This is a genomic window from Lawsonia intracellularis PHE/MN1-00, assembly GCF_000055945.1.
GTDB lineage: Bacteria > Desulfobacterota > Desulfovibrionia > Desulfovibrionales > Desulfovibrionaceae > Bilophila > Bilophila intracellularis.
In genome coordinates, this window is the sequence record NC_008011.1 from 577711 (window position 1) to 590646 (window position 12936).

At 32.2% G+C, this 12936-nt stretch carries 7 protein-coding genes and 1 pseudogene; 5 read left to right on the forward strand and 3 right to left on the reverse strand.

Annotated features, from left to right (window positions below; all coding sequences use genetic code 11):
• Positions 1–209 precede the first annotated feature (209 nt).
• Positions 210–482, reverse strand: coding sequence for a hypothetical protein (locus LI_RS02595; protein WP_041817041.1), 273 nt, complete (start codon positions 480–482; stop codon positions 210–212).
• A 479-nt stretch (positions 483–961) separates the two neighbouring features.
• Between LI_RS02595 and LI_RS02600 the strand changes: the two genes are divergently transcribed.
• Positions 962–1324 carry a hypothetical protein gene (locus tag LI_RS02600; protein WP_015353739.1) on the forward strand — a complete coding sequence of 121 codons (363 nt, stop codon included), beginning with the start codon at positions 962–964 and terminating at the stop codon, positions 1322–1324.
• 310 nt (positions 1325–1634) lie between these two features.
• Here LI_RS02600 and tehA read toward each other — a convergent pair.
• Positions 1635–2618, reverse strand: a pseudogene (gene tehA, locus LI_RS02605) (dicarboxylate transporter/tellurite-resistance protein TehA).
• Between the two features lie 886 nt (positions 2619–3504).
• Here tehA and LI_RS02610 point away from each other — a divergent pair.
• Both LI_RS02610 and LI_RS02615 read left to right on the forward strand, forming a co-directional pair.
• Positions 3505–6255 carry a ribonucleoside-diphosphate reductase subunit alpha gene (locus LI_RS02610; protein ID WP_011526560.1) on the forward strand — a complete coding sequence of 917 codons (2751 nt, stop codon included), beginning with the start codon at positions 3505–3507 and terminating at the stop codon, positions 6253–6255.
• Complete coding sequence (locus LI_RS02615; protein ID WP_015353740.1) at positions 6252–7397, forward strand: ribonucleotide-diphosphate reductase subunit beta; 1146 nt, start codon at positions 6252–6254, stop codon at positions 7395–7397. The genes LI_RS02610 and LI_RS02615 overlap by 4 nt, the downstream gene beginning before the upstream one ends.
• Positions 7398–7773: 376 nt before the next feature.
• On the opposite strand, the gene LI_RS02620 is transcribed toward LI_RS02615, so the two are convergent.
• Positions 7774–9099, reverse strand: a complete 1326-nt coding sequence (locus LI_RS02620) for an amidohydrolase family protein (RefSeq protein ID WP_015353741.1) — start codon at positions 9097–9099, stop codon at positions 7774–7776.
• A gap of 412 nt (positions 9100–9511) precedes the next feature.
• Here LI_RS02620 and LI_RS02625 point away from each other — a divergent pair, with 412 nt between their 5' ends.
• Both LI_RS02625 and LI_RS02630 read left to right on the forward strand, forming a co-directional pair.
• On the forward strand, positions 9512–10948 hold the full coding sequence (locus LI_RS02625; protein ID WP_011526563.1) for an MBOAT family O-acyltransferase: 1437 nt from the start codon (positions 9512–9514) through the stop codon (positions 10946–10948).
• 17 nt (positions 10949–10965) lie between these two features.
• Positions 10966–12927, forward strand: a complete 1962-nt coding sequence (locus LI_RS02630; protein ID WP_011526564.1) for a DUF459 domain-containing protein — start codon at positions 10966–10968, stop codon at positions 12925–12927.
• Positions 12928–12936: the final 9 nt, after the last annotated feature.

A 12936-nucleotide genomic window follows, 5' to 3' on the forward strand; every position in this document is an offset into this window, starting at 1 on the left:
TAAAAATGGCCTGGAGATAACTCTAGGCCTATGTTTTACGCTTTTGATTGTAAATCAAAGTCCACAACCAATAAGCAAAGACGATCAAACATACCCAACGGTGGCTCCAACATTGTTTCTGCAATCTGATTCAATAAATAACCATCTATCTTTTATTCTGTATCAAAATATTGCATCAATATTTATAACATACTGAATTTACAATAAGTTTACTCAAACATTTCCTGCCAACTACTTGTTTTATACAGACAAAGCATCTCCTGCTCTTCCTCAACAATGAATCCAGGCAGCTGGTAGATACAATATTCTACTGCCCTCTTTTCTGTTGGAGTATATTCTCTAGGATTAGAAGCAGCAGATTGTATAGTTTGACTAACAGCAAGCAATACTTGAGCTGTTTCTTCTAGCTTTCCTACTAATGTGTTAAAATCTAGAATGGATGGATGTAAAGAAGACTCTGAAGTCAGAATTGATTGAGACATAACACTCTCCTGATAGTTTTTGTATAAAATCCACAAACTGACAGAGTGGGAAGACCGCTGGTGGAAAGTATTTTGAGCGCTTCAGCAGACAAAATCATAAGAATAACAAGAAAGGGTCAAGATGTAACGACATTCAACATAAAATAAAGTTTGTTATAAAGATAAGCTTATCTACCATTTATAATCCTATAGTTACATCCACCTAAAGTTGACTTTCAAAGTATACAATAAAAAAAGCTTTATTAGTCTATTGCTAGTTAATAAAAAATGAATATATATTTATATATGTTCTGTGAAAAAGAACATGTTACTCATCTCTTACAGAAATACTCTATCAATAATACCAGTAGGTATTAGTATGTAATAAAGTATTCCATTAAGACCCCCACTATACTCCTTGAATATACATACTTTACTGTATATCCAATTTAATACAGCTGTACATCAAGTAAAATAAAACTATCAATAAGGTGTCTATCATGAATAATATCTATAAGGTATTAACTAGTCCTTCATCAGCTTCTCTACTTGTAATCTTAGAAGATTCTGCTAACGTAAAAATTCAAAATTCTTTTTGGAGAAGATATAAAACAGCTATGGGTCAAGGTGCTTCCTGTATAGTTTCAGGATTTTTAGCTGCATTGGGAGCCATATCTTGTGCATGTATCAATTGTTATTATGCAATAAAAAGAGCTATAACTGAGACAATATTCAGTAAACCTTATAAGGCGTGTTTCAACTTTGAAGATGATGAAGATTTATGGGAACTAGATAACCACCATGATAGTACTACTCATACTGATAGTACAAAACAAAAAATCTTATTTATCTCTAAAGAATAAAATACTTACTCTATAAAACTTATTCATTTTTCTATATAAATATGATATCATAATAAAAGTTAATCTTTCAAAAGAAAGGACACTATTAAAAATTACTTTAGATCTACAATAAGAATGACTATCATATAAAGAAATAAATACCTTAACAACTATAGGTAAAGGGCTATAGTTGTATCTCTATTTAAATAGCTCTATATAACCATTCTATTTTGATAATTATACGATTATTATACGTATAGGATACCTTTTAAAAAAGACTGCATAGAATATTCTATAGTTAGAGTGTATCTTATTTTTTCTATATCTTACTTTACTTTGATGCTACTGGTGTAGACAATAAAAATTTACCCTGAATTATACGTAACAATGTCCCAAGAATCAAAAGTGCAATGACACCATTAGAAAAAATAAAAATTGGTATTGCCATTTGCCCAACGACACTTTCAGGATTCTCTATAAAAAAATGCAAAGATGAAACAGAAAGAGCTGAAACACCAAATGAAAACGCCCAAAAAGATACAGAAAAAGGTTGTTCAAAAGTCCACAATAATAGCCATAGTAAAAAGATCAGCTGTAATAAACCATATCCAAACAAAATTTGAGAAAATATATCTGTATGTCCTCCATTCACAAAAAGATATGCTTCACAAGCAACTAGTGGTGGAGCAAGTTGAATACCAATTGATGGTCGGAGGGGATTAGGTAATGCTCCCATTGTACGAAGGCGTTGCAAGATAACACTCTCTAAACTCAACCATGAAAATATACCTGCACCAAAAAACAATATTCCCCACTCCTTATATCCTAATACTCCCAAACAAATAGCACTAATTAAATTACCAGAAACTGTTGGAAGGTATACACCTGGTGTTGTTGCCTCTTAAGAATGAAGTCCACGCCAGAGACCAGCACTACGATATGCAGCAAAACCTAACTGTCCTATAGTCCCAACGACTACAAACCACAGCGCTACTGTATGAAAATACGGATATATCCCTGCACCTATTAACATAGTTGTAGCTGGAAATAAACTAATATAACAACATTGGATAGGATCATTCACTTCTGCCAATGCTGCTGGACGATACCAAATCCATTTAGTAATATATATTATAGCTAATACTAACCAGACAACCCCTGCAAGTAACATTAGACATTCTCCCCACAAAGTGGATATCTGCCATATTTTTGCAGCTATACGCCATGCTGTTCCCATACCTGAAATACCAAGAACCATACCCAAATATGCTGCTGGAATAGGAAATGTCTTTATTGGAGAAAAAGGTTCTAGCATAATAACTTCCTTTATCTATAAAAAATTATACGTTATAGTAGGATAATGTTATATAACTAATCCTACTACTTTAAAGAGAACTTTAAAGCTTTTTAAAATTAGTTCTATATTAATGTATAAAAAATATATCATATACTAGTTCTAATTTTAGACATCTTAACTATATATATCATGTAACTTAAATAATATATATTAAAAATAATAATAAAAATACTTATATGTTAAGAAATAAAACTTATTATTACATATTATATTTCTCTTTTTAAATAATATAAAAATTTATAAATAATAATATAATAGTTAAAATACTCTCTATACTTTTTCATAAGAATTTATTTTATAAAATAATATAATAATTTTGTTATCTATAACAGTAAAATTGTAATAAATTTTAAGAACTATAAATAAATTAGCTAGCTTTTCTAATATATTAAGGGGAAATAGTGAGAAAACATCTCTTGTATATTCCTTGACAAAAATATAAGCTGAAGATAGTAAAAAGAAAAAGTAAAACTCCTAATAAAGGGTTAATTTAGAAAATTCTCTTAAGGAGAAAAAGGTAATAGTATTTGTATATTAAAAAATTTTTCCTTCTTATCTATAAACATACAATATTCTTAGGAAGGTTAAAATAACAAAGGAATACCAGTAAAATATACATTATTACTAATTAATTTTTATAGGACGAACTATTACAGTAATAAGATACTGCTAATAGTTCTTTATAGAGGATAACAATATTTCCTCCTTTGTCCCTTGATAAAGGAGTTTTTTTATCCCTATATTTTATAAATTTTAGTCATCCTACAATGTTTATATTATATTAAAATATCCACTATCTATTAAGATAATGTAATATTTTAATGTAATAAAGTTAGGGGATATTATGGAACATCCAGAGGTGGCCTTCTCACTTGCAGCTATGCAAGTTATTCGTCGTAATGGCGATATTGTATCCTTCAAATCTGAAAAAATAGCAGCTGCATTAACAAAAGCATTTATTGCAGTTAAAGGTGAACAAAGTCCATTATCTTCTAGCCTTCGTGATGTAGTTACACATCTGACTGAAACTGTTATTAGTGCACTCACACATCGCTTTCCAGATGGAGGCTCTATACATATTGAAGATATACAAGATCAAGTAGAACGTGCCCTAATGCAGTCTGGAGAACACGATGTAGCACGAGCTTATGTTTTGTATAGAGAAAAACGTGCAGCTATGCGTAATACATCAGAAAAAAAAGCTGTATTGCATCTAGTAGATAAAGGCGAGAAAAAAGTTCTAGACCACACATGGTTAATGAATATATGCCATGTAGCTTGCAAAAATCTAACCAGTGTTTCTTCAATCTCTATATTTAATAATACATTAAAAAGTTTATATGATGGTATGTCTCTAGCAGATGTATATAGCTCTCTAATCCTCTCTGCACGCACAATGATTGAGTATGAACCAGAATATAATAAAGTAACCGCAAGATTGTTACGCCTTAGCTTAGCATATGAAGTTCTTGATCAATCCACAGAATTAATGGATTTACATCAACTTAAGATAGCAACAATCTCATATTTCCCTAAATTCATTGAGCTTGGAATAAATGCTGGTTTATTAGATCCTCGCCTTTCTACATTTAACTATTCTTATCTTGCTCAAGCATTAGTCCCGGAACGTGACGAACTTTTTGGATATATAGGAATTCAAACTCTTTATGATCGATATTTTCTACATATCAAAAAACGTCGTATAGAACTCCCACAACTCTTTTTTATGCGTGTAGCTATGGGACTAGCTTTAAATGAAAAAAAGAAAGAAGATAAAGCAATCGAGTTTTATAATTTACTATCAAACTTTGATTTTATGTCTTCAACACCAACACTCTTTAATAGCGGAACTATACGCCCACAGCTTTCCTCATGTTTTCTTACAACTATCAATGATGACTTAGAAAATATCTTTCAATCTATAAAAGAAAATGCATTACTACAAAAATATGCTGGTGGAATCGGAAATGATTGGACACCTGTAAGAGCTTTAGGCAGTCCTATAAAAGGAACAAATGGCCAAAGCCAAGGGGTTATTCCCTTCATGAAGGTTGCTAATGATACAGCCTTAGCTGTAAATCAAGGAGGTAAGCGTAAAGGAGCTGTATGTGCTTACTTAGAAACTTGGCATTTAGATATAGAAGATTTTCTTGATTTACGTAAAAATACAGGAGATGATCGACGACGTACTCATGATATGAATACTGCTAATTGGGTACCAGATCTCTTCATGAAACGAGTCCTAGAAAATAGTGATTGGACGCTTTTTTCTCCTAATGATGTTCCAGAATTACATGAAAAGTTTGGGTTGGAATTTGAAAAATTTTATACTCATTATGAAGCAAAAACCCTTACTGGTGAAATAACATTATTTAAAAAAGTCTCTGCAGTACAACTATGGCGTAAGATGTTAACTATGTTGTTTGAAACAGGACATCCATGGATTACATTCAAGGATGCCTGTAATCTTCGTTCGCCACAGCAACATATAGGGGTTATCCATAGCTCTAATTTGTGTACGGAGATTACCCTAAATACATCTAAAGAAGAAATTGCTGTATGCAACCTAGGATCAATTAACTTATCATCTCATTTAATTAATGGAGAAGTTGATCAAAACAAACTATCACAAACGATCGCCACTGCTCTACGAATGTTAGATAATGTTATTGATATAAATTACTACAATTCTCCTAAAGCCTCCTATGCCAATCTTCAACATCGCCCTATTGGTATAGGAATTATGGGATTTGCTGACTGTCTATATAAACTAGGTATACCTTATGCTTCTCATCAAGCTGTTGAGTTTGCAGATCGATCTATGGAAATAGTTTGTTATTACACATATTGGGCATCTACAGAGTTAGCAAAAGAACGTGGTGCATATAGCACATTCCCTGGAAGTCTATGGGATCGTAAAATTTTACCTCTTGACTCTCTGGATCTTCTCCTTAAAGAACGAGGTGGATTTCTTGAGGTTGATCGGTCTTCACGGTTAGATTGGGATGCTCTAAAGGATCGTATAGCTAAATATGGTATGAGAAACTCCAACTGTGTCTCTCTTGCGCCAACAGCTACAATTTCAAACATTATAGGTGTATCACAAGGTATTGAACCAGCATATCAAAACCTTTATGTTAAATCAAATATGTCTGGAGAATTTACCATTGTAAACGAATACTTAGTTAATGATCTAAAGAAACTTAACCTCTGGGATGAAGCAATGGTAGCTGATTTAAAATATTTTGATGGATCTGTGGCTTATATTGATCGAGTTCCAGACTCACTGAAAAAACTCTATGCCACTGCTTTTGAAATTGATCCTGTATGGTTAATTGAAGCTGCATCTCGAAGACAAAAATGGATTGATCAAGCTCAATCTCTAAACTTATACCTAGATACTCCTTCTGGGAAAAAAATGGATGAAATATACAAACTTGCTTGGTTACGAGGATTAAAAACAACTTACTATTTACGTTCATTAGGAGCTAGTCAAGTTGAAAAAGTAGGAACAAACTCGCAATCTGTATTAAAGAAAGATACAGTCTTACGAGCATGCTCTATTGATGATCCCGAATGTGAGGCCTGTCAATGAGTACATTAAAAAAAACCAACTCTTTAAACTGGGATACTCATAATTCTATAGAAACTAATACTGGTATCTCACACCCTCAAGATGGGGTAAACTCTCTTAGAAAAATTTCAGAAAGTTTACAAGATAGTGTTACACTACCTATGCCTGTTAATGCCTCTGACAAACGTATCGTTAATGGGAAAACGGATATTAACCAACTTCTTCCATTTAGATATCCATGGGCTTGGGATTTCTTTCTTAAAGCTAACCAAAACCATTGGACTCCACTTGAAATTAGTATGTCACAAGACGTTTATGACTATAATCATACACTTACAACAAATGAACGTCATGTTTTTGACAATGTCTTAGCTTATTTAACGACATCTGACATTCTTGCTATGCGTAATATTGGATTAGCTGTTATGGAAAAAATGACTGCTCCAGAATTACAGATATACCAAGCACGACAAGTTTATGAAGAAGCTTTACATACCTGGACATACCAACATTGTATTGAAAGTTTAGGGCTAGAACAATCAGAAATATATAACCGCTATAGAGTAGTTCCAGAAATTTATGGGAAAATACTTCTATCCAATAAAAGATTAGAACAAGTTTTACGTTCTGATATAAATTTATCAGATAAAGATAATTTACATGAATTCATAATGTCTTACATCTTTTTTGCAGCTATTTTCGAAGGATGCTGGTTTTATAATGGATTTTCTCCTATTTTCTCTTTACAGCGTAGAGGATTAATGAAAGGAACTGCTGAACAATTTCAATATATCCTACGAGATGAAGTTTTACACTGTACATTTGGTATAACTGTTATAAAAGGATTAATAGAAGAAGAAAACATAACACTTGATCCTACGGCTGTACGCCAGTTATGGGACGAAGTTGAAGCAGCAGAAATAGCTTATGCTAATTATATTTTACATGAACCTATTATTGGGTATAATGCAGATTTACATATAGGACAATTTCGCTTTATTGCTAATCGTAGATCTCGACAATTAGGTATGAAAGAACCATTCCCTGGAGCAAAAAATGTATTACCATGGTTAGATGAGCAGTCAAATCTTAGAAAAGAAAAAAACTTTTTTGAAACACGGGTTACTGAGTATCAAACTGGTGGTGGACTAAAATGGGATTAATACATTCAAATAGACAAAAAAAGATTAAATAGAGATTACGATTATTGTTGTCAGACTAAATAAAGTATTCTTCATTGAATCTAATTTATATTCTACTCAAATAACAACCTCATAGTATTCTATTAAGCGCTAGTAGTTAGAAGTAATAAATTTTATCCTCTTAACTTAAAAAGTAAGATCTTTTATTTTAAAAAATTTTTGCCTAAAAAACAAGATATAAGAAGAGCTATACTACTAATTAGTAGTATACAACTCTGATACACTTTAAAATTACTATCATAATACCATTACAGAGTAATTACCCTTATAAGTGTAATCAACACATAGCCCCCAAAATATATAAAAATATTACAAACTATAAACTTAACAAAACTTTTTACAACAATTGTAACTTTTCTTTTACCCAATGGCTCACTTTTTTCATCTCATTAGATAAGCTATCATAATCAAAGCGTGTGAATGTACCATTATAATATAAAATTTCACCTTCAACCATAGTAAGAAAAACTTCCATTCCTGTAGTAGCATAAATAAGATGAGAAATTGGGTTAAACATTGGTTGAAGATTAGGCATACTCATGTCTAAAGCAATAAGATCTGCAGGATGTCCAGGTGCAAGGACACCTAATTTAGGTTGATGTATAGCTGCAGCACCACCTAATGTAGCCATATCTAGAACAGTTTGTGCAAAAAGAGCTGTTGGATTATTCCAATAGACTTTGTGTAGTAGTGCGCAACGTCCCATCTCCATAAACATATTAAGACAATTATTACTAGCAGCCCCATCTGTACCAAGGCCTACAGAAAGATTACGTTTTATCATTTCAGGGATGGGAGATACACCTGAAGCAAGCTTCATATTAGAAGAAGGATTGTGAGAAATCACACATCCATGTTCAGCAAGACAAGTTAACTCTTCAAGATTAACATCTACAACATGAGCTAATGTCGTACGTGGAGTGAGTATTCCTAAGTCACGACAATAAGAAACAGGACGTAATCCATATTTTTGCAAACATATTTGTGTTTCTGTAGTTGTTTCTGAAAGATGGATATGTAAAGGTAAACTACACTCTTCAGCAACTTCAATACATTGTGATAATACTTGAGGCGTTGTTGTATAGACAGAGTGAGGATTTACTACAACATTTATACGTGTATTATCAGAATAGAGTTCTGCCATTTTCTTAGTATGCTCTAAAGCTGTCTTTGCTGTATCACATGAAACTGACGGAAAAACAAAAATGCTCTCTCCACCTGTACATCGAATTCCTGCTTTGATTGCAGCTTCAAAAACAACATCTTCAAAAAAGTACATATCTAAACAAGCTGTTGTGCCTGTCCGCAACATTTCAGCATATCCTAATAAACTACTCCAGCGTACAGTTTCCGGAGTTAAATGACGTTCTATAGGAAAGATATATGATTTTAACCACTCCATAAGAGGTAAATCATCTGCTAATCCACGAAAAAATGTCATAGCAACATGTGTATGTGCATTAATTAAACCTGGCATAACAAGCATATTACAAAGATCTAAGGTTTCTTTTGCATCCCAAAAAGAACAAATTTCTTCTTTTGGACCCAATGCAACAATATTTCCAGAAGTAATAGCTAGTGAACCATTGTAAAGAATAACACGTTCTTTATTTTGAGTTACAATACAATGAGCATGTATTATTGTATCACATAATTGAGCCATTTCATATCCTTAATAAGAAAAAACTCACACTGAATAGCCTATTGTATAAATGAGTAAGAAAGGTATTCTATTATCTAATAATATCTTCTTCATATAACTACTCTTGTCAGTTTTAATTTATTAATAACTAAAAAGTATTTTAATAGATAGATAATAAGATTATATCATTCATTAGCCTATATCCATTACTTCTTTATATATAAAGAAATCTATTGGCTACTCTATCAAACTATGTAAAATAATTAATTAAGTGATTATATCCTTTACGTTACTATCATATTATATTAATAACTCTTTCAAAGAAAAAATACCTTACCCGGTATGGTAATTTTCCTCCAGTTAACCAATAGTAACTATATGTCTACTATAATACAACTTAATCCCAACTAAAAATCTTGTTTGGAATAACAGAATGAATTTTGTTACACTTGAATTTTGTATCTTTTTTCCTATTGTACTATTCATACTATACCTCTCTTGTTACCATCTTGGAATATATAAAGGAGCACTTCTTGCTGGTAATATATTCTTCTATGCTTATGCAGGATTAACCTTTTTACCTCTTCTTTTTACTGTTATTATTCTTAACTGGTGTACTGGCAAATTTCTTTTTTCTTCTAAAACAACTTGTTCCAAAAAAATTATCATTACTATCAATATAATTCTCCACATTCTCATACTTGCTTTTTTCAAGTATTATGAATTTATTATCCTGTCTCTTGAGTCAATCTTTTCACTGGGAAGATCAATACCTATTACCTTACCTATGATAGATATTTTCTTTCCTGTAGGATTATCATTTTATACATTTCAAGGTCTTTCTTACTCTATCGATCAATACCGTAATCCAACGTCCCACCCAGAATCTTTTATTAATGTGAGTCTTTTTATATCTTTTTTCCCTACAATATTAGCTGGTCCTATTATGAGAGGGCATCAATTTTTCCCCCAGCTAGGAAAGTGTAACTATATATCAGATGAACTTATAACAGGCTTTGCTTTAATTCTTAGCGGTCTTTTTAAAAAAGTAGTTCTTGCAAGCTATCTGTCAGAGCACATTGTCCGTGATGTATTTCAATCACCAGGCATCTATTCTTCATGGACAATTCTTACAGCTGTCTATGGTTACTCCATCCAAATTTTTTGTGACTTTTCAGGATATTCAGATTTAGCTATTGGAATTGGAGCACTTATGGGTTATCGTATTCCTCAAAATTTTAATGCACCATACCTAGCGTACAATTTACAAATTTTTTGGCATCGTTGGCATATAACACTCTCACAGTGGCTAAAAGACTATCTTTATATCCCACTAGGTGGAAATAAAAAAGGAAATCGTTACATTAACCTTATCATCACAATGTTTATTGGCGGTCTTTGGCATGGTTCCCATCTTCGTTTTCTTATTTGGGGATTTTTACATGGCATTGGACTTGCTTTAGTCCATTTTATAAAAACTGTATGTGCTTCACAGACAAATGTTCAATACCTACTTAACATTCCCTTTATAAAAACAATACACTATATTATTAGTTGGGCTCTTACATTCCATTTTGTGTCTTTTCTTTGGATATTTTTTCGAGCTGAAGATGTCCCTTGTGCTTTGGAAATTATAAAACGTATTATTATTTTTGGACAAGAAGGAGAGGGTTTTCCAATTCTTGTTATTCCTGTCATTTTAACAGGCTTATTAATACAGGTTGTTGGTCCTTATATTTTAACTAGCTTTACTAAATTCCAAAAACGACTGCATTGGATTATCCAGACTTTTGTTCTTGCTTTCATTGCAGGTATTATTCTTAAAATGGGACCTGATGGCATTATGCCTTTTATTTACTTCCAATTCTAATAAATAGTATGAACAACATGGTTAAACAAAAAAAGATTACATCAACACAATTAACACCATCACGTAGTATTATTATCTACATTGTTACTCTATTTATTCTGTTATTGTTAGATACAGGACGAGTAATTCCAATACTAAACCGTCTTAGCAGTGACTTCCCTTCAATAAGTATTGCTGCTCAATTTATTCAAAAAACAGCTGAGATATCAAAACTAACAGAACTTTCAGCATTTGAATCAACGATTATAAAACAAGTTTCTTTAAATACAGTCATAGGAGAAATCCCTGTTCATAACTCATATCCTCAACAAGAGAAAGGAGAAGAGGATACTTCTCACTCACACCCTGAAAAGTTTGAAGAAGCATGTAAGATGCAACAAGATGCTGTAATGGATCATACAGAACCTCATCTAACAAATGAACTTTCTCCACCATTAACTTCTACTCCAAACTTAGAAGGCAATAAGTCAGAAACATTATCTACATCACCTATAAATACTATAGATCAGTCTATCCCTACTAATAATAACAATACAATACTTATCATAGGCGACTCTATGATAAATGAAGGACTTGGACCAGTTCTACAAAAAACGTTACATAATCAGTACCCATTTAAAGTTATCCGTGAAGGAAAATATTCAACTGGACTTTCACGACCAGATTATTTTAATTGGCCAGAACGTCTGACTTTTTTAGTAAACAAACATCACCCTAAACTCATTATTCTCTGTTTAGGTGCAAACGATGCTCAAGATATTTTTGATGATAAAAATCATAGATACCATCCTGGCAGTCAAGAATGGAAAAAAATTTATACCAATAGAGCAAAACATCTTTTAAACATAGCAACATCACAAGGAGCTTATGTAATTTGGGCTGGATTACCAATTATGGGTAAAGTACCATATGCAACACGCATACAGTATGTAAGTGAATGTCAAAAAAAAGCTTGTGATGAGACAGTAAATACACAATTTATAGATACACAGTCTGTTTTAGCTACTCCTCAGGGCAAGTATACTACATACACGCAAGAGTCAAACAAACATATTCGACTAAGAGCTAAAGACAAAATTCATGTAACAGAAGCAGGAGGTAGACTTCTTATGAATCACCTCATGCCATATATAAAACAATCTTTGGAGACTATAACAGTAAATAATACAAAAGATAATAAACAAGATCTTTATACCTCAAATGCAGAGAACGATATAGTTATTTATATTCCTTCATCAATTCAGCAAGCATCTATACCATGCTCAGTATTTATTCCTCAAAACAAAAGTCAAGAAAAATACCCTGTATTACTGCTATTACATGGTGTAGGATGTACAAATGAAATTTGGAAACAAATGACTGGAGATCTCCTGCAACAACTTGCAACTTTTCATAGTATTGTCATTATTGCACCAGATGGAGGTAAAAATAGTTGGTATGTAGATAGCCCTCTTATTCAAACAAGTCAAATTGAGTCATTTATTATAAATGAACTTAAACCAACAATGCTTGAACAGCTACCTATTATAGATAAATGGAGTATAGCAGGAATCTCTATGGGTGGTCATGGTGCTATTACTCTTGGGCTACGTCACCCTATGTTATATACTTCAATGAGTGCTATTAATGGTGTCCTTAACCTTATGGTACATCCTCATGAATGGGGGATAAAAAATGTTCTAGGTGAACTATCTGATTCTCAACAACTATGGGAATCATATTCAGCATATCATCTTATTGATAATATCTCAAAAGAAGATGTCCCACCAATGCTAATTAGCATTAATCTAACTGACCCTGCATTAGATGAAAATCGATGTTTTTTCCATAAAGCTACTAAATTAAATCTTCCTATACAATATAGTGAAACATCTAGTGATCAATATTGGGATTACTGTCTTTATCAACTCCCTATTCATATAGGTTTTCATGCAAAGAAATTACATCATCATAATGAATTATCGCAAAATAATGATTAGGATATCAAA

Coding starts and splice junctions, on each gene's coding strand:
- LI_RS02595 (WP_041817041.1), bottom strand. CDS start 482: ATGTCTCAATCAATTCTGACTTCAGAGTCTTCTTTACATCCATCCATT.
- LI_RS02600 (WP_015353739.1), top strand. CDS start 962: ATGAATAATATCTATAAGGTATTAACTAGTCCTTCATCAGCTTCTCTA.
- LI_RS02610 (WP_011526560.1), top strand. CDS start 3,505: ATGGAACATCCAGAGGTGGCCTTCTCACTTGCAGCTATGCAAGTTATT.
- LI_RS02615 (WP_015353740.1), top strand. CDS start 6,252: ATGAGTACATTAAAAAAAACCAACTCTTTAAACTGGGATACTCATAAT.
- LI_RS02620 (WP_015353741.1), bottom strand. CDS start 9,099: ATGGCTCAATTATGTGATACAATAATACATGCTCATTGTATTGTAACT.
- LI_RS02625 (WP_011526563.1), top strand. CDS start 9,512: ATGAATTTTGTTACACTTGAATTTTGTATCTTTTTTCCTATTGTACTA.
- LI_RS02630 (WP_011526564.1), top strand. CDS start 10,966: ATGGTTAAACAAAAAAAGATTACATCAACACAATTAACACCATCACGT.